This window comes from Microbispora sp. ZYX-F-249, from assembly GCF_039649665.1.
Lineage (GTDB): Bacteria > Actinomycetota > Actinomycetes > Streptosporangiales > Streptosporangiaceae > Microbispora > Microbispora maris.
Genome location: NZ_JBDJAW010000002.1, coordinates 116,871 through 136,936, shown reverse-complemented (window position 1 = coordinate 136,936; position 20,066 = coordinate 116,871). Strand labels below are relative to the sequence as shown.

Below are 20,066 nucleotides of genomic sequence, written 5' to 3'. Positions count from 1 at the left end.
CCTGCCGGGGATCACGCGGGGCGGAAGGTGCTCCAGAGGGCCTGCCGCACCGGTGCGGCGGACTCGTTCCAGTCGAAGTCGGGCGAGGCGAACATGATCGCGTAGGCGCGCCCGCCGGTCGTCTCCAGATACCGGATGACCGCGTGGACGGTGACCTCGCTGGTGTTGGTGTAGGTGTACTCCCAGTCGGCCGCGGGGTAGCGGTAGTCCACCTGGCGCAACTGGATCTGCGTGTAGTCGGTGAAGTCCTTGATGTCGAGGTTCTGCTCGGCGGCCCGCAGCGCCGTGAGGCCGCCGTCCGGGATCCTCTTGATCGTGATGCTCTGCCCGCTGTCCTTCGGGCCCGTGAGCCTGACGGTCCCGTCCTCGACCGCGGCGGACCACTCCTCCGGCACCGCCAGCGACACGCCGCCCTCGGTCACCTGGCGGTAGCCCTCGGGCACGCGTACGGCCGACAGCGGGCGCTCGGACGGCGCGTCGCTCGTGCCGGCCGAGGAGGTCGCCGCCGCCGTCGTGGCGTCCGGGCGGGCGACCGCGGTCTCGTCGTCGTCCGGACCGCTCGGCAGCAGCACGAGCACGATCGCGACGATCACCGCGATCACGGCCACACCGGCCACGACCGGGAGGAGCTTCGACCTGCCCTCGGAGCCGGGGACCTCGTCGGCCCGCTCCTTGCGCCTGCGCCCGACCCGGGGCCGGTGCGGGCCGGTGACCTCCGCGGCCGGTTCGGAGCCGTCACCCTGAAGAGCGCCCGTCTGTACTGCGCCCGTCTGTACTGCGCCCGTCTGTACTGCGCCCGTCTGTACTGCGCCCGTCTGTACTGCGCCGGCCTGTGCCGCGCCCGTTCGCATCGGGGCGGCCGGCTGCGGGGACGCCGCGTACTGCCCCGGCCGGTGCGGCGGCTGCGCGGTCGCGCCCAGGTCGCCCGGCATGTCACCCGAGGTGGGCGTCGGCCACATGGCCTCCCTCGGCCGTTCGGGCGCGTGCGTCGACCCCGAGGGGGACGACAGCGCGTCGAAGGCCATGTCGGGGGAGGACACCTGCCCGAAGGCGGCCACGGGCCCGAACGCGCCCGGAGGCTCGTACGCGGGCTCGTCGGGCCGGACGTCCACGGAGTGGGACTCGGCGGGGCGCGGCGCGGCGCCGCCGGGCAGGCTCTCCGCCGTGAGCGGCACGCGGACCGGCCCCGAGGGCGTCTCGATGATGCGCGAGGGCAGCGGCCCCGAGGGGATGTCGAGCGGCGGCAGCAGGCCCGCGGGCGTGGAGTCCTGCGGCGTCGGCACCGAGGACGGCGTCCCCGCGCGCCCCGGCAGCCCGGCGCCGTGGCTGTGCAGCACGCGCTCGAGCATCTCCGCGACCTGCGCGGCCGGAAGGCGGTCGGCCGGGTTCTTGCGGAGCAGGCCCTCGATGACCGGCAGCAGCGCCCCCGCCCGGCGGGGCCGGTTGGGCTCCTGCGTCAGCACCGCGCCGAGCACGGCGACCGCGTCCGGTCCCTCGTACGGCGGGCGGCCCTCCACGGCGGCGTACAGCGTCGCGCCGAAGGACCACAGGTCGGCGGCGTGGGTGATCGGGCGGCCCTGCAGGCGCTCCGGCGGGATGTACGCCGGCGAGCCCATCAGCAGCCCGGTCTGCGTGATCGTGACGTCGCCCTCTATGGCGGCGATGCCGAAGTCGGTGAGCACCACGCGGTCGGCGGTGAGCAGCACGTTGCCGGGCTTCACGTCCCGGTGGAGGATGCCGGCGGCGTGGGCGTGACGCAGCGCGTCGAGCACCCGGATGCCGATCTCGGCGGCCTGCACGACCGGCAGCGGCCCGCTCTGCCGCACGGCCTGCTCCAGGGACCAGGCGCGGACGAGCTCCATGACGATCCACGGCCGCCCGTCCTCCTCCACGACGTCGTGGACGGTGACGATGCCGGGATGGCTGAGCCGGGCGGCCGAGCGCGCCTCACGCAGCATCCGCCGATGCGCGGTCTGCGCGCCGGTCTGGTCGAGCCCGAACGGCAGGAGCAGCTCCTTGACCGCGACGTCCCGGTCCAGCAGCACGTCGTGGGCGTGCCAGACCATCCCCATGCCGCCGCGGCCCACCGGGGACAGCAGCCGGTAGCGCCGGCCGACGAGACGTCCCTGCCCTTCGGGCACGCCCCCGGAGGGGACTCGGCCCACAGGTCCCTGACCCTCTGGCATAGGGGGGACCATACCGAGCAGGCGATCCGTCGTCATAGATAAGGTCCCCAATTCACGCTCGATCCGCAAGATCCCCCGAACGGACCGTGCGAATTGCATCGGATATCTGAGGTTGACGACGATATTACGGTCTGATGACGGTCAAAGGGAATTCACGCATCCGCCAGCGCGTCGAGAGCGGCCGTGAAGGCCTCGGCCGGCGGACTGACCAGACCCGCTCCCACCTGCCCGGTTCCCGCGATCCGGCCCGCGATCCCGGTGTTGACGACGGGCAGTGAACCGGTTCGGCCCACGAGCGCCACGTCGATGCCGGCCGGCGTGCCGCGGAAGCCCAGCCCGGGAATCTGGTACGCCGGGTGCTCGGCCATCGTGATCTCGTACATCGAGGTCGTGGCCGCGACGGCGTCGGACACCTCGCCGCCGACGAACCGGACGATCGCGGGGGCCGCCGCCATCGCGAAGCCGCCCAGGCCCGCCGTCTCGGTGATCGTGGAGTCGCCGATGTCGGGATTGGCGTCGTCCGGGCCGTACCCCCCGAGGTACAGGCCGTCGGGCACCCCGGCCGGGCCGGTGAACCACCGGTCGCCGAGGCCCGACACCTGTATTCCGAAATCCGTTCCATTGCGCGCCATGGCCACGACCAGGCTCGATCCGGGTACGCCGCGGGCCGCGTCGGCGCTGACTTTCGCCGCCGCCATTCCCGCGTTCAGGAAGAAATGATCATTTCCATTGATGAAACGCAGCACCTCGGCCGCGCGGTCCGGAGCGGCCTCCACGATCGCGGGCGCGATCTCGCGTACCAGCAGGGACGTCGCCGCGCGGTTGCGGTTGTGCAGCTCGTCGCCCATCTGCAGCGCCTGGGCGATGAGCGTGCGCAGGTCGAGCGGGCCGCAGCGCTCCAGCGCCGCCGCCAGCACCGGCCCCAGCACCTCGCCCATCCAGCGCAGCCGGCCGATGACCTCGGGTCCGTACGCGCCGTAGCGCAGGACCTTGCCCAGCCCCTCGTTCAGCGAGCAGTACGCCGTGCCGCCGTGCTCGGCGTCGGTCACCTCCAGCATCCACATCGAGGGGCTGACGACGCCCGCCATGGGGCCGACCGTGCGGTGGTGGTGACAGGAGTCGAGGCCGATCCCCGCGCCGGAGGCCAGGCGGTCCTGCGCCTCCTCGGGGGTGGCGGCCAGGCCCTCGAACAGCATCGCCCCGGTGAGCGCCCCGCGCATCGGCCCGGAGGCGCGCTCCCAGGTGATCGGGGGACCGGCGTGGAAGAACTCCCCGGCCCGCAGGCCCAGGACCGCGTGTGCCGGGCGTACGCCGGTCAGCATGGGCCGCGCCGACAGCATCCTGCCGACGGCGGTGGCGTTGGCGCCCTCGCGGCGGGGGTCGGCGAGCACCCGGGCGAGGGCCGGGGCGGTGCCCGGCAGCGGCGGACGCCAGTCGACCTCACAGCGCGGCACGGCCTGCCGCTCCAGCGCCTCGCCCAGCACCTGCGCCCCCACGGTGACCACCCGTGGCTCGCCGTACAGCATGGAGAGGGTCATCGGGCTCCGATCCTGGTCGGCGCGGCCACGCCCGTCACCCGCCGGCCAGGAGGCGGGCGTGCCGGGCGGCCGCGGCGTTGGAGGTGAAGACCGCCGCCCCGGCCTCGTTGAGCCGGGCGGCCTGGGCGCGCAGCCCCTGCGGGTCGCCGTCGGTGCCGACGAGGGCCACGACCACGTCCACGCCCTGGGCCACGGCCTCGCGTACGGCGGGCGCGAGCCAGGAGGACGGGTCGGGGTCGGCGCCGTGCCCGAGCACGACGTCCATCAGCACGACGCCGGAAGCCACACCGCGCAGCGCCTCCAGGCGCAGCGCCGGGTCGATCATCGGATGGGCCCGGCCCCGGGTGTAGGAGTCGTCGCCGAAGTCGGTGAACTCGCCGTCGCCCGCGACCAGGGCGGCCTCCGCGCACAGCGTGCCGCCGGCGTAGAGACCCCGGGGCCCGCGCCGCACCGCGCCGTCGCCCGCCGCGTCCGCGCCGTGCGGCGCGGAAAGGCGGGCCGCGCGGGGTGCGGGCCAGGAGGGCCACTCGGGCACGTCGCGGCCGAGGGCGCGCAGCACCTTCTCCGCGGCGGTGGTGAGGTCGTCCTGCCCGGGCCCGAGCAGCGCGGCGACGACCGGCGTCGCCAGGTCGAGGTCCCGTACGGCACGGGCCACCTCGGGGGCGGGGGGCTTGGAGACCAGCACGATCAGCTCGGTCGCCGGGTCCTCGTCGAGCGCGCGCAGCGCCTGCACGGCCGAGCGCCCGCCCACCTCGGCGGACAGGTCCCTGCCGCCCACGCCGAGCACGTGGGACACGCCGACGCCGGCGAGGTCGAGCAGGCTCGTCACCTGCTGCGCGCCCGTTCCCGAGGCGGCCACGACGCCCACCGGCCCGGGGCGCAGGACGTTGGCGAAGCCCAGACCGGCACCGCCGACGACGGCGGTGCCGCAGTCGGGCCCCATCACGAGCACGCCCTTGGCCCGGGCCCGGTCCTTGAGCAGGATCTCCTGCTCCACCGGCACGTTGTCACTGAAGATCATCACGGAGAGCCCGGCCTCCACGGCGTCGAGCGCCTCGGCGAAGGCGTGCTCGCCCGGCACGCTCACCAGCGCCAGCGTCGCGTCGAAGGCCCGCGCCGCCGACCGGGTGGTGCGCGGCGGCGCCTCGTCCCGCGTCCCGCTCGCCGGCGCCCGTGCGGCGAGCTGTCGTTCCAGTTCGGCGGCGGCGTCCTCCAGTTCCCCGGGGGAGGAGGCCCGCACCGCCACCAGCAGGTCGCCGGGCGTCGCGGGCGGCACCGCGAAGCCGAGATCGCGGGCGAGAGCCGTGTTGAGCTCGGTGGCCATCGCGACGACGGCGACGCTCACTCCGGGCTGTCCGGTGAGTGCCCGGCTCACCCGCATCAGCGTCACGGAGTCGCGGTAGACCCCGGGTCGCACCTCGACAAGGTCGTTCAACGGCCCTCCCGGAGAGCGAGGACGGCGGACAGGCCCATCTGCACACCCCACGCCAGGTCGGCGCCCGAGGTGTGGCCGAGGCGGAGCAGGCGGTGCACGGCCGGCTCCAGCGGCTGGTGCCCGGCCACGCCGCGGAGCACCCCGGTGACCTCCGGGCTCGCCTCCCCCCTGGCGGCGCAGTGCAGCAGGGTGGCCGAGACGGGCGTGGTCCGGGTGCGGGCGTCGAAGGTGACCGCGGCGGCCAGCCAGTCCGCCAGCCAGACGGCCCGCGGCACGCCCGCCGCCGCGCCGAGATGCCGCAGCGCGACCAGCAGGCCGGCGAGCATGTCGTCGCCGCTCGGGGTGAGCCCCGGGCCGAGGCCGATCAGCCGCTCGGCCGCCGTGATGCTGTCCAGCAGAGATCCCGCCAGGCAGCCGCGCTCCAGCAGCGCGGGGGCGCCGCCGGGGTCCAGGCCCGGCCGCCGGTGCGAGGCCGCGCGGGCACGGCCGAGCAGTCCTGGCGCGGCCGCGAGCCGTACGGGGTCGGCGGGGGCGAGCGGGGGAGCGGGGTCCCACCAGCGGCGCACGCGGATCGACAGGCCGCCGACCTCGACGGAGCCCTCCCCGACCCAGGCGTCGTCGCCCGCCGACACCCCTTCGACGCGCCCGGCGAGCACCACGGCGTTGGGCAGGCGGGTCGCCTCGCCCGTCACCACGGCGACGACGTGCGGCTCGGTCTCGCTCCTGATCTCCAGGTAGAGCGCGAGGGGAAAGGCCGCGAGCACCCGGGCCGGGCGGCGGGGCGCCTCGAGCGCGGGCCGTACGGCCGCACTCGCGGCGCCGCTCACGTAGGCGGGGGCCGCCGGGGGGCGGGACGCGGGCGCCGCCGCCCGCGCTCTCGGGCGCGTGCCAACACTCACCGGACCTCCCGAAGCCAGTCGTTGCCGACGCTAAAGCCCGGTCTCCCCCCTCCGTACGGAGAAAGATGCCAACAGTCGGCCGAATGCTTGGCTCTTCCTGACAGGACCGGTGCTCGGGCACAATCGCCCAAAGACGTCCCCGGAGCGAACCCGACGCAGTGAGCGGAGTGGTCCGTGAGGTACGAGCGGCCCGCGTAGCGAGCGAGGAGTGGTGAGCGACCGATGAGCCGGAGCGAGCGCGAGCGAGGAGCGGTGAGCGACCGATGCGCCGGAGCGAGCGCGAGCGAGGAGCGGTGAGCGACCAGTGACCCGAGGACGTCGCGATCCCCTCCGGCAAGCAGGACCGGAGACGGCATCGCACAACGACCCGGCCCCGCCCGCGATGCGCCTGGCGAGCACCGGAACGATCTTCCACGGCGTGTCGGTGGGGGAGGTGCTCGGCGTCTCGACGCTCGCGGACGCCCGCCTGATCGCCGGCCGGGGCGGCCTCGACCGCATCGTGCAGCGCCTCAACGTGATGGAGGTGCCCGACATCCTCGCCTGGGTGAAGCCGCACGAGCTGCTGCTCACCACGGGCTACCCGCTGCGCAACACGCCGCAGTCACTCGACCGGCTCGTGGCGGACCTGGACGAGCGCGGCCTGGCCGCTCTGGCGATCAAGCTCGGCCGCTACCTGGACGAGCTCCCGGGGGAGATGGTCGAGCAGGCCGACCGGCTGGGCTTCCCGCTGATCCTGCTGCCCAACGACGTCGGCTTCGACGACATCCTCAACCAGGTGCTCACCGACATCCTCAACCGGCAGGCGGCGATCCTCGCCCGCACGGAGGAGGCGCACCGGGCGCTGGTGCAGATCGTGCTCGCGGGGGGCGGGATGCGCGAGGTCACGGCGGAGGTGGCCGGGCTGCTGCAGGTGGCCGTGGGGGCGGCCGACGCCGCCGGCCACTTTCTCGCCACCGCGGGGGAGCCCGCGCAGGTGGCCCGGCTGCGGGAGATCAACGCGGCCCTCGCACGGACTCCGGCGGCCACGCCCGCCGGCGGCGACGGGCACCACGCCGCCGTCCCGATCGTCGCGGGCGGGCACCACCACGGAAGGATCGCGGCCTACAGCGCCCACGGCACGCTGACCCCCAGCGACATCGGGATCCTGGAGCGCGCCGCGACCGTCGCCGCGCTGGTGATCACCAAGCAGGAGGCGGTCACCGCCGTCGAGAGCAAGTACCGCGCCGACTTCCTGCGGGACGTGCTCACCGGCAGGGGCGGGCTGCGCGTGGCCGAGCGCGCCCAGGCGTTCGGCTGGGACCTGGAGCGCCCGGTGAGCGTGCTGGTCGCCGAGATCGACCCCGACGCCGAGGAACGGCCGCTTCAGGACCGCATGCTGGCGGCGTGGCAGGCGTCGGTGCGCAAGCACGACCCGCGCGGCGCGGTCGCGGGCTTCTCCCACGAGGTCGTGGCGATCGTCGGGGCGGCCGCCGATCCGGCCAGGGTGGCCAGGGACGCGCTCGCCGCCGTCTCCGACGGCACGTTCTCCACCGGCCTCAGCCGGGTCGCCTCCGGCGCGGACGCCCTGCCCGGCGCGTACGGCCAGGCGCTGAAGGCCGCGAGGGTGGGCCGCCAGCTCCACGGGGCGGGCGCGGTCGCCCACTTCGACGAGCTGGGGGTCTACCGGCTGCTGTCGCTGGTGAACGACACCGACGAGCTGCACGCCTTCGTCCGGGAGACCCTGGGCCCGCTGGCGGGGGACGACGACGCCGAGAACGCCGACCTGCGGCGTACCCTGCAGGCGTTGCTGGAGACCAACCTCAACGTCGCCGAGACCGCGCGCCGGCTGCACTTCCACTACAACACGCTGCGCTACCGGATCGGGAAGCTTGAGCGCATGCTGGGCAACTTCACCGAGGACGCCCACCTGCGGCTCAACCTCACCCTCGCCCTGCACGTGCTGCGCATGCGGGGCATCTAGGTCGTGCCCCTTGGATCTCTTGCCTACTGCGGTCGCCCAGGCGGCGCCTCGCCGCGTTGTCGTCGTCGCCCGTAGCTCCGCTATGGGCTCCTCCTCCGCCTGGCGATGCATCCACCTGCCCGATCCTCGCTACGGCGAGATCTGCGGGACACTCCCTGACTGCCTAAGCTGGCGGCGTGAACGATGCGAAGGCCCCTGCCATCACCTTCGAGCTGGACGGCGACCACATCCCGCTCTGCGATCTCCTCAAGTTCTGCCAGATCGCCGACAGCGGCGGCGCCGCCAAGCACCTCGTCGCCGAGGGCCGGGTGCGCGTCGACGGACGCGTGGAGCTGCGCAAGGCCTGCAAAATCCGGGCGGGCCAGGTCGTCACGGGAGACGGGTACACGATCCGCGTGGTGTGACGCCCCGGAGTCCGTCGGTTTGGCAGATCATGCCAATGTCTGTCGCGCACGCCAGTCCTAAAGTGCCCCAAACGGTCTAGAAGCGCCGCGGAGGGACGCCTGCGGGGTGGCCGACCGGCCCACGGCCCAGTAGCAAGAGGGGCGTAAATGGCTTTCAGATGGACAGTGCACGGCGACGGGAGAGGGCTGGCGCCCGGGGAGGTCGTCAAACCCGACGAGAGGCTGAGCTGGCCGCGCATGGTCGGCATCGGCGCCCAGCACGTGATCGCCATGTTCGGCGCGACCTTCGTGTTCCCGCTCGTGATGGGTCTGGACCCGAACATCGCCGTGATGATGTCGGGCGTCGCGACGATCCTGTTCCTGCTGATCACCCAGGGGAATGTGCCCAGCTACCTCGGCACGTCGGCCTCGTTCGTCGGCGGCGTGGTGGCCGTGCGGGCGGCGTTCGGCGGCGACACCCCGGCCGTCGACCGGGTCGTCACCGGATCGATCCTCGTCGCCGGCCTGGTGCTCGCCCTGTGCGGCGTGGCGATCCACGTGCTCGGCGTGCAGATCATCCATCGCGTCTTCCCGCCGGTCGTGACCGGCGCCGTGGTCATGCTGATCGGCTTCGGCCTGGCGTACGTCGTGGCCGACGTCTACTGGCCGCAGGACCCGTGGATCGCGCTGATCACGATGGTCGCGACGTTCGTGTTCATCGTGCTGTTCCGCGGCTTCCTCGGCCGGATCGGCGTGCTGCTCGGGCTCGTCTTCGGGTTCGTCCTGTCCTGGCTCGCCGACAAGGTCTTCGGGAACATCACCGCCTACAACGCGGGCACCGGGAAGGTCGACACGCACCCCCGGGTGAACTTCCAGGCCGTCGCCGACGCCGACTGGATCGGGCTGCCGCACTTCAACATGCCCCCGTCGTTCCAGGTCTCGGCGATCCTGGTCGTGCTGCCCGCCGTCATCGCCCTGATCGCGGAGAACGTCGGCCACGTCAAGGCCGTGGGCCAGATGACCGGCTCCGACGTCGACCCCCAGATGGGCAAGGCGGTCATCGCCGACGGCGTGGGCACCGTGGTCGCGACCGCCGTCGGCGGCTCGCCCACCACGACGTACGCCGAGAACATCGGCGTCATGGCGGCCACGCGGGTCTACTCGACGGCCGCCTACTACATCGCCGCGGTCATCGCGATCCTGTTCGGCCTGTGCCCCAAGTTCGGCGCGCTGATCGCCGCCACGCCCGGCGGCGTGCTCGGCGGCGTCACGGTCATCCTGTACGGCATGATCGGTCTGCTCGGCGCGAAGATCTGGGTGGAGAACCGGGTGGACTTCGCCGACCCGGTGAACATGGTGCCGATCGGCGCGGGGATCATCCTCGCGATCGGCCCGGTCACCCACCAGATCACCGGCGACTTCTCGCTCGCCGGAATCGCGCTCGGGACGATCGTGGTGCTCGCCGGCTATCACCTGCTGCGCGCCATCGCGCGCAGACCAGCGAAGGAGGTCTCGGGTGGGGAGATCGGGCTCGAACGCGACCCGGCGGTCTGAGCGGCGGGAGCCGCGCGAGCCGCGGGTGCGAGCGCTGTGAAGCCGCCCCCGTTCGACTACCACGGCCCGGCCACCCTCGGCGAGGCGCTGGACGTCCTCGCCGAGGCCGGGCCGGACGGGAAGGTGCTGGCGGGCGGCCAGAGCCTGATCCCGCTGCTCAACATGCGGCTGGCCGCGCCCGGCCACATCGTCGACGTGAACCGCGTGCCCGGCCTGGACAAGATCGAGGCCGGGCCGGCCGGCGTACGCGTCGGGGCACTGGCCCGGCACGCCGCGGTGGAGCGCTCACCCGAGGCCGCCGCCGTGCTGCCGTTGCTGCGGCAGGCGCTGCGGCTGGTCGCCCATCCCGTGATCCGCAACCGCGGCACGGTGGTGGGCAGCCTCGTGCACGCCGATCCCTCCGCCGAGATGCCGGCCGTCCTCGCCCTGCTCGGCGGGTCCGTACGGCTGGCGAGCCGGGGCGGGGAGCGGGAGGCGCCGGCCGCGGAGTTCTTCACCGGTCCCATGGAGTCGGCCCTGCGGCCGGGCGAGCTGGCCGTGTCGGCGTTCTTCCCGGCGTTGCCCGCCCGGTCGGGCACGGCCTTCCACGAGGTGGCCCGGCGGCACGGCGACTACGCGGTGGCCGGGGTCGCCGCCGCCGTCACCCTGGACGATGACCTCCGCGTCGCCGCCGCCCGCGTCGCCTGCGTGAGCGTGGGCCCCGTGCCGGTGGTCGTGGACGTGACCGCGGCCTGCGGCACGCGGCCCGCCGCGTCGGCCGGCTGGGAGGCGGCGGCGGCCGCCGTACGGGACCGCGTCGAGCCGGAGGGCGACATCCACGCGACGGCGGACTACCGGCGGCACCTCACCGGGGTGCTCGCCGCACGGGCGCTGCGGGACGCCGCCGCGGCGGCCCACGGGGAGGAAGCGTGAACGAGACGCGCCATCGGGTGACGCTGACGGTCAACGGGGTCGTGCGGGAGGCGGAGGTGCCCGGGCGGCGGCTGCTGTCCGACTGCCTGCGCCACGACCTCGGCCTCACCGGCACCCACGTGGGCTGCGAGCACGGCGTCTGCGGCGCCTGCACGGTGCTGCTGGACGGTGAGCCGGTGCGGTCGTGCCTGACATTGGCCGTCACGGCGGACGGTCACGAGATCACCACCGTGGAGGGCCTGGCCCGCGGCGACGGCGAGCCGTCGCCGGTCCAGCGGGCCTTCACCGAGTGCCACGCCCTGCAGTGCGGGTTCTGCACGCCGGGCTTCCTGTGCACGGTCACCGCGTTCCTGCGGGACAACCCCGCCCCGTCCGAGGAGGAGGCGCTGGAGGCCGTGGCGGGCAACCTGTGCCGGTGCACCGGCTACCAGAACATCCTCAAGGCCGTCCACCGGGCTGCGGAGATCCAGTCGGAGGAGGGCGGAGCATGACGACGAAGCTGTTCGGCGAGCCGGTCCGGCGGCGCGAGGACGCCCGGTTGATTACCGGGCGGGGGCGCTACCTCGACGACCTGGGCCGGGGCGCGCTGGCCGCCGCCTTCGTCAGGTCGCCGCACGCCCACGCGCGGATCCTCGACGTCGACGTGTCGGCCGCCCTCGACGTCGAGGGCCTGGTGGCGATCTACACCTGGGAGGACCTGCCGGGCGCGCTGGCCGAGCCGCTGCCGCTGCTGATCCCGCACCCCGCGCTCACCCACGGCCGTACGGCCCACCCGCTGGCCCGGGAGATCGTCCGGCACGTCGGGGAGCCGGTCGTCATGGTCGTCGCCCGCGACCGTTACCTCGCCGAGGACGCCTGCGCGCTGATCCGGGTCGACTACGAGATCCTCAAGCCCGTCGTGGGCATCGAGGAGGCCGTGCGCGGCGTCCACCTCGTGCACGAGGACGTGCCGGGCAACGTCGGCGCGCACCTCGTCCAGGAGGTGCCGGGCCACGGCGGGGTGACGGCGCGGGAGGCGGTCGAGGCGGCCCCGCACCGGCTGGAGTTCCGCCTCGACGTCGAGCGCAGCGCGTGCACCCCCCTGGAGGGGAAGGGCGTGTACGCCCGCTGGGACGCCGACGACGGCTCGCTGCGCGTCTACTCCTCCACCCAGACCTCCACGAGCGTGCGGATGGCGATCGCGGCCAAGCTCGGCCTGCCGCTGCCCAAGGTGGAGGTCATCGCGCCGGACGTCGGCGGCGGCTTCGGTGTCAAGATCGTCCACCCGTGGCCCGAGGAGATCCTCGTGCCGTGGGCGGCCCGGCTGCTGAACCGCGAGGTGAAGTGGGCCGAGGACCGGCGCGAGCACTTCGTCTCGTCGTCGCACGAGCGCGGCCAGGTCCAGCACGTGCGGGTCGGTTTCGACGACGACGGGCGCGTCCTCGGCCTGGAGGTGGAGATCCTGCACGACCACGGCGCCTACACGCCGTACGGGATCATCGTGCCGATCATCACCTCGACGCAGCTGCTCGGGCCGTACAAGGTGGGGGCCTACCGGGTCGAGTTCTCCTCGATCTACACCAACACCGTGCAGGTCACGCCCTACCGGGGCGCGGGCCGCCCGCAGGGCGTGTTCTGCATGGAGCGGACGATGGACAAGATCGCCGCGTACCTCGGGAGGGACCGCACGGAGGTCCGCGCGGCCAACTTCATCCAGCCGGACGAGTTCCCCTACGACCAGGGCCTGACGTTCCAGGACGGGCGTCCGCTGATCTACGACAGCGGCGACTACCCCGAGGCGCTGCGCATGCTCAAGGAGCTGATCGGCTGGGACTCCTTCGCCCAGGAGAAGGCCCGCGCGGCGGCCGAGGGGCGCAGGATCGGCATCGGCGTCGGCTGCTACGTCGAGGGCACCGGCGTCGGCCCGTACGAGGGCGGGCACGTGCACGTCACCTCCGACGGCCGGGTGCACGTCTCGACCGGCCTCACCTCCCAGGGGCAGGGGCACGAGACGGTGTTCGCGCAGATCGCCGCCACCGAGCTCGGCGTGCCGATCGAGAAGGTGTCGGTGGTCACCGGCGACACCCGGCGCTTCGGGTACGCCGTGGGGACCTTCGCCTCACGGGCGGCCGTGATGAGCGGCAACGCGATCGCGCTCGCCTGCCGGAAGGTCAGGGAGAAGGCGCTGCGGATCGCGGCGGAGGCACTGGAGGCCGACCCGCGCGACCTGGAGATCACCGACGGGACGGTCCACGTCGCCGGCGTGCCGTCGGCGTCGATCCCGCTGGCGACCGTCGCCGTGCTGTCCAACCCGCTGCGGTACGCCTTCGACGAGGAGGCCAAGCGGGCCACGCAGTTCGCCGGGCCGGCCTCCGACGACCGGCCGCCGGTGGCCGAGGGGGAGGAGCCCGGGCTGGAGGGCCGCGACTACTACTCGCCGGTGAGATCCACCTTCGCCGCCGGCATGCACGCGGCGATCGTGGAGACCGACCCCGACACCGCCGAGATCAGGATCCTGCGGTACGCCGTCGTCCACGACTGCGGGAAGCTGATCAACCCGATGATCGTCGAGGGGCAGATCCACGGCGGGGTGGCCCAGGGCGTGGGCGGCGCCCTGTACGAGAAGATGGTCTACGACGAGCACGGCCAGTTGCTGAACGCCTCGTTCATGGACTTCCTGATGCCGTACGCCACGGAGGTCCCGCGCATCGAGACGGCCCACCTGGAGACGCCCTCGCCGCTGAACCCGCTCGGGATCAAGGGCGCGGGGGAGGCCGGGGTGATCCCCGTCTCCGCCGTCATCGCCTCCGCGGTCGAGGACGCCGAGGGCATCGCGATCGACCGGATGCCCATCTCCCCCTCCGACCTCCACCACCTGCGCCTGGAACGGTGATCACCGTCATGGCCCGATCATCTGACCGACCCGGAAGACGAGCTCCCCATGGGAGCCTGGATCGATCTTCGTGTGGGGCTTGGTGAGGCTGGCCACGTGGAGAGTCTCTATCACTCCGAGGTCCGCGACCCCGGTCCCCGGGACGGTGAAGAGACGGCGCGGATGGATGACTTTCGCCATCGTGTCGTCCCGCCGGTAGACCGGGAGGGCCAGCACGGTCCTCAGGACACCTGGGCGGTGAGGCGCTTGCGGAAGACCCAGTAGGTCCAGGCCTGGTAGGCGATGACGCCCGGCAGGGCGAGCAGGCCGATCCAGGTGAGGACGGTCAGCGTGTACGGCGCCGAGGCCGCCTCGGCCAGCGTGAGCCCGGGCAGCGGGGCCGACCACAGCACGCCGAAGACGGTGGCCGTCGTCGCGGCGATCGACGTGGCGGTCGCGGTGAAGGCCCAGCCCTCCCGGCGGCCCCACACCAGCGTCACCCCGGCCGCCAGCGCCGACGCGGCGAGCAGGGCCGTCCCCAGCGTCCACATCGGCCCCTTGCCGGGCACGGACGGCAGCGTGCCGATCGCGACCGGCACCGCGCCCACGGCCGCGAGCAGCGCGGCGCGGCGGGCGCGGGCGCGGACCGCGCCGGTCGTCTTGAGCGCGACGAACACCGCGCCGTGCAGCACGGCCACCGACAGCGACAGGGCCCCGCCGAGCACGGTCGCCAGCGCCGTGCCGAACAGCAGGTTGCCGAAGATCGCGCCCCACAGGAACGCCGGCAGCACGCTGCCGGTGACGATCCCGGCGTCGCACAGCGCGACCTCGCGCCGGGAGTGGACCTTCCCCCGCCACTCCAGGCCCACCCCGCGGACGATCAGACCGGCGATGACGAGGAAGACCGCCAGGTAGAAGCCGCTCAGCAGGCCCGAGTACCACGCCGGGAAGGCGGCGAACATCGCCCCGATCGCGGTGATCAGCCACACCTCGTTGCCGTCCCAGACCGGGCCGATGGTGCCCAGCACCTGCTTGCGGTCGGTCTCCGAGCGCGACAGCAGCGGCAGCAGCGCGCCCACGCCGAAGTCGAACCCCTCCAGGACGAAGTAGCCCGTCCAGAGGAACGCGATCACGATGAACCAGAAGGTCGTCATCTCGTGACTCCTCAGTACATGAGCGTCGGCATGAGCCGCGCCTCGTCGGACCGGTCCGGAACGGCGCCGGCGGGCGCGGTCTCGGCCGGAGGCAGCTCCGGGCCCGCCTTGACGTGCCGCACCAGCAGCACGCCCTCGGCCAGGGCCAGCACGCCGTACAGGACCGTGAAGACGGCCAGGGTGATCGCGACCTCGCCGAGCGAGACGCCGGGCGAGACGCTGGCGGCGGTCATGAGCTCGCCCTGGACGGTCCACGGCTGACGGCCGATCTCGCTGAGCAGCCAGCCGGCGACGATCGCCATGGTGGGCAGCGGGAGCGCCAGGACGCAGAGGCGGGCGAACCAGGCGGGCACCGGCTTCGCGGTGCCGCCCTGCCGGCGCCGGGGCCGCCGGGTCAGCCACAGGCCGAGCACGGACAGGCCCACCGTGGCCATGCCGAAGCCGATCATCACACGGAAGGACCAGAAGACGACCGGCAGGTTCGGGGTGTAGTCGGCCGGCCCGAAGGTCTTCTCGTACCGCGCCTGGATGTCGTCGACGCCCTGGACGGTCGCGCCGGGGTCGTGCGCCGCGAGCAGGCTGAGCAGGCCGGGCACCTCGACGCCGGGCGCGATCGAGAACGGCGCGCCGGCGGTGTCGTGGCGCAGGCCCTCCGCCGCGGCGAGCTTCATCGGCTGCTGCTCACGCAGCAGCTGGCCGGACAGGTCGCCGCTGCCGGCGACGACGGCACCCGCGATCGCCGTCATGACGAGCGCGGCGCGCAGGCTGGTCCGCCACATGTCCGGCAGGCGGCGCATGGGCACGGTCGCGTCCCGGACGGCCCGGGCGTTCCCGCGGCCGGGCATCAGGCCGGCGCCGCGCTCGCGCAGGATGCGGTAGCCCGCGACGGCGATGACGAACCCGCCCGCGACGACGAACGAGGCGGCGACCACGTGGGGCACCTGGGCGAGGGCCGTAGAGTTGGTCAGCACCGCCCACAGGTCGGTCATCCTGGCCCTGCCGTCCACGACCTCGTAGCCGACCGGGTGCTTCATCCAGGCGTTGGCCGCGAGGATGAAGTACGCCGACAGGTTGGACCCGATGACGGCGGCCCACAGGCAGGCGAGGTGGATCCGCTTGGGCAGGCGGTCCCAGCCGAAGATCCACAACCCGAGGAACGTCGACTCCAGGAAGAACGCGAGCAGCGCCTCCAGCGCCAGCGGCGCGCCGAACACGTCGCCGACGAAGGTCGAGTACTCGCTCCAGTTCATCCCGAACTGGAACTCCTGGACGATGCCGGTGACGACGCCCATGGCGAAGTTGATCAGAAAGAGCTTGCCGAAGAACTTCGTCAGCCTGAGGTAGTGCTCCTTGCCCGTACGCAGCCAGGCGGTCTGGAGTCCGGCGACGTAGACGCCCAGTCCGATCGTCAGGGGTACGAAGAGAAAGTGGTACACGGTGGTCACCCCGAACTGCCACCGTGCCAGGTCAAGCGCGTCCATGTCTCCCTCACACCGGAGCTCTACGGCCCGTAGTCCTATAACAAGTAGTACTACAAGCTGTAGAGCATTAGGGCTCTGCGGCGTGCGATCTTCGTCACAGCCGGCGGAGTGCCGCCCGGACTCCGCGTCGCGAGGGCCGGAACCCCGTTTCTTGCAGTACCGACGATTGCGGCCGGATGGTCCCGGCCGCCAGGGACACGGGTCCCGTCCCGCCGGGAGCGCCTCCTGGGGAGGCACGGGATCAAGAATGGGCGAACACCGGCATGCGGCGCGTCCGCCGCGCGGCTGATTCGCCCGTACGCCGCGCGGTTGAGACCCGCGGGGAGGCGGGACGCGGGAACGGCGAAGACCTCCGGTTCGCCGAACCGGAGGTCTTCGCGTCGTGTGTGCCGGCTACGCCGCGGCAGGGTGGGCGGCAGGGTGCAGGGCGAGCGTCGGGTAGTCGGTGTAGCCGCGGTGGTCGCCGCCGAAGGCCGTGCTCAGATCCGCCTCGTTGAGCGGCGCGCCGACCCGCAGGCGCAGCGGCAGGTCGGGGTTGGCCAGGAAGGACTTGCCCAGCGCGACCAGGTCGGCGCCCCAGTCCAGCAGCCGCTCCGCGGCGGACGCCGGGTCGGTGGCCGCGGGATCGTTGACGACGAGGGCGTTCGGCCACAGGTCGCGGATCCGCGCGTTGAGCTCGTCGCCGCCGGTCGCCACCAGGTGCAGATAGACCAGGTCGAGATCGGCGAGCGCGGACACCAGCACGGGGTAGAGCTCGTCCGCGTCGTCCTCGGCCAGTCCCTGGGCGCCGTTGCGGGGGGACAGGCGGATGCCCACCCGCTCGGGGCCGATCTCCGCCGCCACGGCCCGGGCGGTCTCCACCGCGAACCGGATGCGGCCGGACACCGTCCCCCCGTAGCGGTCGTCGCGCAGGTTGGCGTTCCGGGACAGGAACTGGTGGACGAGGTAGCCGTTGGCACCGTGGAGCTCGACCCCGTCGAACCCGGCGTCCACCGCGCGCCGCGCGGCGGCGGCGAAGTCGCGGACCGTGGCCTCAACTTCGGCGGTGGACAACGCGACCGGCACCGGCGTGTCCTGGAGACCGGACGGCGTGAAGATCTGCCCCCCGATCCGTACGGCCGAGGGGGCGACGGGAAGCCTGCCGGTGTTGGCGGGATGGCCGGCCCCGCCCGCGTGCATGAGCTGGGCGACGATCCTGCCGCCCGCCGCGTGGACGGCGTCGGTCACCTCGCGCCACCCCGCCACCTGCTCGTCGGTGTGCAGCCCCGGCGTGTCCATGTAGCCCTGCCCGGCGGGGCTCGGCTGGACGCCCTCGGTGATGATCAGCCCGGCCGAGGCGCGCTGGGCGTAGTAGAGCGCGGTGAGCGGAGAGGGGATTCCGGCGACGTACGAGCGTGACCGCGTCATGGGCGCCATGACGAGGCGATTCGGCAGACGGAGGGAGCCCAGCTCGAAGGAGGTGAACGGCATGATCGTGTCCTTTCGCGTCATCATGTGGCCAGCCAACTTGGTCGGCAAACTTGGTCGGCCAACGAAAGTAATACAACTTGGCCGACCAATATGCAAGCGGGTAGGCTGAACGCGGAGGAGGGGGCGTGATGATGGATGCGCTGACCGGCGACGCGGGGGCGTGCGGGGTGCCGCAAGGTGAGGGCTCCGACAGCCTGAGCTGCCTGATGGCGCAGGCGGCCCTGGGCCACCGGGTCCTGCTCGCCGCCATGCTCGCGGAGATCGGCCTCTATCCCGGGCAGGACCGGGTGCTCGGCACGCTGTGGGAGAACGGCCCGATGTCCCAGAACAAGCTCGCCGCCGCGCTGGGCATCGACATGTCCACGATGACCAAGAGCCTGCAGCGGCTGGAGCGCAGCGGGCTCGTGAGCCGCGCGCCGTCGCCCGCCAACCGGCGGGTCAGCGTGGTGAGCACGACGCCGAAGGGCGACGCACTGCGTCCCGAGATCCGCCGGGTCGAGGAGGAGCTCCACCGCCGGATGTCCGACGGCCTGACGCCGGAGGAGGTGGAGACGCTCCGCTCGCTGCTGGCGGTGGTCACCCGCAACACCTGCCGCGAGGTCGCGCGGTCCCAGCCCGCCATGCCCTCCTCCGCGCCCTCCTCCAAGCCCTCCTCCAAGCCCTCCTCCGCGCCCACCGAAGCGGCCGCGGCGTCCCGGTAGACCCGCCGGCGTCGCGGCGGCATGTGAACTCTGCACGACCGCCGCGCCGTGCCGGGGCAGATCTTGCCGTTCTCGCCGGACAGGTGATTTTCTAGGGTGCTCGGCATCGGAGGTGGCCCATGAAGGTCTCGGGCAGCGCGCTGGTCGCGGCGGAGCGCAAGCGGGTCTGGGACGCCCTCCAGGACCCCGGTGTCCTGGTGCGGACGATCCCCGGCTGCGAGCGCCTGGAGACGACAGGCGAGAACGTGTACGCGATGACGGTGACCGCGGGGGTCGCCTCGATCAAGGGCGTCTACCAGGGCGAGGTCGCGCTGCGCGACCAGGAGGAGCCGGACCGGTTCACGCTCGGCGCGCGCGGGCAGGGCGCCCCCGGCACCGTCGAGGCGACCGTGGCCGTACGGCTCAGCGACGCGGGGGGCGGCACCCGCATCGACTACGACGCCGAGGCCGTGGTCGGCGGCATGATCGGCGGGGTGGGGCAGCGGATGCTCGCCTCGGTCGCCAAGAAGACCGCAGGCGAGTTCTTCGCCGCCGTCGAGCGGCACCTGCTGTCCGTCCCCGCCGTCCCCGCCGTCCCCGCCGTCCCCGCCGAGTCCGCTGACGCCGTGACCGCGCCCGTGACCGCGCCCGTGACCGCGCCCGTGGTGGCGCCCGTGGTGGCGCCCGTCACAGGGGAGTCCGCGCCGCGGGTGTTCACCCGCGAGGCTCCGGCCGCGCCCCGTCAGGGGGTGCCCGCCTGGACGATGCTCGCGGCGTTCGGGACCGGCGCCGGGGTCGCGCTCGGCAGCGCCGTCATCGGCTGGCTCCTGGGACGCCAGAGCCGCCGGCGATAGCCGCGGCCGGGGAATCGGCGGCCGGTGCCGCCGGTTGGGACATGGCGTGAAAGTAGAGATCTTCTCCGATGTCGTGTGTCCCTGGTGCTACATCGGCCACCACCGGCTCCGGCAGGCCGTCCGGGCCTTCGACGGGGACGTCGAGGTCGTCCACCGGCCGTTCCAGCTCGACCCGGACGGCGTCTCCGGCGGTGAGCCGCTGCTGCGCGCGCTGGAGCACAAGTTCGGCGGCGCCGACCGGGTGGCCCAGATGACCGGTCACGTCACGGGTGTGGCCGCGCAGGACGGGCTGGAGCTCCGCTTCGACCGGGCGGTCGCGGCCAACACGCTGGAGGCGCACCGGCTCATCTGGCTGGCCGGGCGCGCGGGGCGGGACGGGGACATGGCCGACCGGCTCTTCCGCGCCCACTTCACCGACGGCCTCGACGTCGGCGACCCCGCCACGCTGGCGAAGCTCGCCGCCGAGACCGGCGTCGAGGACACCGGGGAGGGCGGCGAGCAGGTGCGCGCCGAGCTGGCCCGCGCCCGCGCGCTCGGCGTCCGCGCCGTCCCGCTGTTCCTGTTCGAGGAGAAGTTCGCCGTCTCGGGCGCGCAGCCCGCCGAGACGCTCGTGGCCGCCCTGCGGGAGGTCGAGGCGCGTACGGCCCAGGAGGCGGCGCCGGCGGGCGGGGACTGCGACGACGGCGCCTGCGCGGTCTGAGTCATCCGT

The 20,066-nt window shown here is 73.4% G+C and carries 17 protein-coding genes; 9 read left to right on the top strand and 8 right to left on the bottom strand.

Features of this window, described 5'->3' with window-relative positions; all coding sequences use genetic code 11:
* Positions 1 to 11: 11 nt before the first annotated feature.
* The 4 genes from AAH991_RS03135 to AAH991_RS03120 form a co-directional block, all read right to left on the bottom strand.
* Positions 12 to 2,141: a protein kinase domain-containing protein gene (locus AAH991_RS03135; protein WP_346224192.1), complete on the bottom strand. Its 2,130-nt coding sequence runs from the start codon at positions 2,139 to 2,141 to the stop codon at positions 12 to 14.
* A gap of 197 nt (positions 2,142 to 2,338) precedes the next feature.
* Positions 2,339 to 3,724 carry a YlbE family protein gene (locus AAH991_RS03130; protein WP_346224191.1) on the bottom strand — a complete coding sequence of 462 codons (1,386 nt, stop codon included), beginning with the start codon at positions 3,722 to 3,724 and terminating at the stop codon, positions 2,339 to 2,341.
* A 34-nt stretch (positions 3,725 to 3,758) separates the two neighbouring features.
* A complete protein-coding gene (locus tag AAH991_RS03125) occupies positions 3,759 to 5,159 on the bottom strand; it encodes an AllF/FdrA family protein (RefSeq protein ID WP_346224190.1) in 1,401 nt (466 codons plus the stop codon).
* A complete protein-coding gene (locus AAH991_RS03120) occupies positions 5,156 to 6,058 on the bottom strand; it encodes an oxamate carbamoyltransferase subunit AllH family protein (RefSeq protein ID WP_346224189.1) in 903 nt (300 codons plus the stop codon). The genes AAH991_RS03125 and AAH991_RS03120 overlap by 4 nt, the downstream gene beginning before the upstream one ends.
* A gap of 382 nt (positions 6,059 to 6,440) precedes the next feature.
* Here AAH991_RS03120 and AAH991_RS03115 point away from each other — a divergent pair, with 382 nt between their 5' ends.
* The 6 genes from AAH991_RS03115 to cutA all read left to right on the top strand — a co-directional run bounded on the left by AAH991_RS03115 (position 6,441) and on the right by cutA (position 13,739).
* Positions 6,441 to 8,018 carry a PucR family transcriptional regulator gene (locus tag AAH991_RS03115; protein ID WP_346224449.1) on the top strand — a complete coding sequence of 526 codons (1,578 nt, stop codon included), beginning with the start codon at positions 6,441 to 6,443 and terminating at the stop codon, positions 8,016 to 8,018.
* A 176-nt stretch (positions 8,019 to 8,194) separates the two neighbouring features.
* The gene (locus tag AAH991_RS03110; RefSeq protein WP_310742008.1) at positions 8,195 to 8,422 is read left to right on the top strand and encodes an RNA-binding S4 domain-containing protein; all 228 of its coding nucleotides are present in this window, start codon (positions 8,195 to 8,197) and stop codon (positions 8,420 to 8,422) included.
* A gap of 147 nt (positions 8,423 to 8,569) precedes the next feature.
* Positions 8,570 to 9,955: a uracil-xanthine permease family protein gene (locus AAH991_RS03105; protein WP_346224188.1), complete on the top strand. Its 1,386-nt coding sequence runs from the start codon at positions 8,570 to 8,572 to the stop codon at positions 9,953 to 9,955.
* Between the two features lie 36 nt (positions 9,956 to 9,991).
* On the top strand, positions 9,992 to 10,867 hold the full coding sequence (locus tag AAH991_RS03100) for an FAD binding domain-containing protein (RefSeq protein ID WP_346224187.1): 876 nt from the start codon (positions 9,992 to 9,994) through the stop codon (positions 10,865 to 10,867).
* A complete protein-coding gene (locus AAH991_RS03095; RefSeq protein WP_346224186.1) occupies positions 10,864 to 11,358 on the top strand; it encodes a (2Fe-2S)-binding protein in 495 nt (164 codons plus the stop codon). The genes AAH991_RS03100 and AAH991_RS03095 overlap by 4 nt, the downstream gene beginning before the upstream one ends.
* Positions 11,355 to 13,739 (top strand): aerobic carbon-monoxide dehydrogenase large subunit, encoded by a 2,385-nt coding sequence (gene cutA / locus AAH991_RS03090; protein ID WP_346224185.1) that lies wholly within the window; start codon positions 11,355 to 11,357, stop codon positions 13,737 to 13,739. The genes AAH991_RS03095 and cutA overlap by 4 nt, the downstream gene beginning before the upstream one ends.
* Positions 13,740 to 13,745: 6 nt before the next feature.
* Here the strand turns inward: cutA and AAH991_RS03085 are convergent, their stop codons facing one another.
* The 4 genes from AAH991_RS03085 to AAH991_RS03070 all read right to left on the bottom strand — a co-directional run bounded on the left by AAH991_RS03085 (position 13,746) and on the right by AAH991_RS03070 (position 17,823).
* On the bottom strand, positions 13,746 to 13,955 hold the full coding sequence (locus AAH991_RS03085; RefSeq protein ID WP_346224184.1) for a hypothetical protein: 210 nt from the start codon (positions 13,953 to 13,955) through the stop codon (positions 13,746 to 13,748).
* A gap of 5 nt (positions 13,956 to 13,960) precedes the next feature.
* Positions 13,961 to 14,872 carry a cytochrome d ubiquinol oxidase subunit II gene (gene cydB, locus AAH991_RS03080; protein WP_346224183.1) on the bottom strand — a complete coding sequence of 304 codons (912 nt, stop codon included), beginning with the start codon at positions 14,870 to 14,872 and terminating at the stop codon, positions 13,961 to 13,963.
* 11 nt (positions 14,873 to 14,883) lie between these two features.
* On the bottom strand, positions 14,884 to 16,353 hold the full coding sequence (locus tag AAH991_RS03075; RefSeq protein WP_346224182.1) for a cytochrome ubiquinol oxidase subunit I: 1,470 nt from the start codon (positions 16,351 to 16,353) through the stop codon (positions 14,884 to 14,886).
* Between the two features lie 393 nt (positions 16,354 to 16,746).
* Positions 16,747 to 17,823: an alkene reductase gene (locus AAH991_RS03070; RefSeq protein WP_346224181.1), complete on the bottom strand. Its 1,077-nt coding sequence runs from the start codon at positions 17,821 to 17,823 to the stop codon at positions 16,747 to 16,749.
* Positions 17,824 to 17,951: 128 nt separating this feature from the next.
* On the opposite strand from AAH991_RS03070, the gene AAH991_RS03065 reads away from it, so the two are divergent.
* The 3 genes from AAH991_RS03065 (at position 17,952) to AAH991_RS03055 (ending at position 20,057) form a co-directional block, all read left to right on the top strand.
* Complete coding sequence (locus AAH991_RS03065; RefSeq protein WP_346224448.1) at positions 17,952 to 18,524, top strand: MarR family winged helix-turn-helix transcriptional regulator; 573 nt, start codon at positions 17,952 to 17,954, stop codon at positions 18,522 to 18,524.
* 119 nt (positions 18,525 to 18,643) lie between these two features.
* Positions 18,644 to 19,357, top strand: a complete 714-nt coding sequence (locus tag AAH991_RS03060; protein ID WP_346224180.1) for an SRPBCC family protein — start codon at positions 18,644 to 18,646, stop codon at positions 19,355 to 19,357.
* 46 nt (positions 19,358 to 19,403) lie between these two features.
* Positions 19,404 to 20,057: a DsbA family oxidoreductase gene (locus AAH991_RS03055; protein WP_346224179.1), complete on the top strand. Its 654-nt coding sequence runs from the start codon at positions 19,404 to 19,406 to the stop codon at positions 20,055 to 20,057.
* The last annotated feature ends 9 nt before the right edge of the window (positions 20,058 to 20,066 follow it).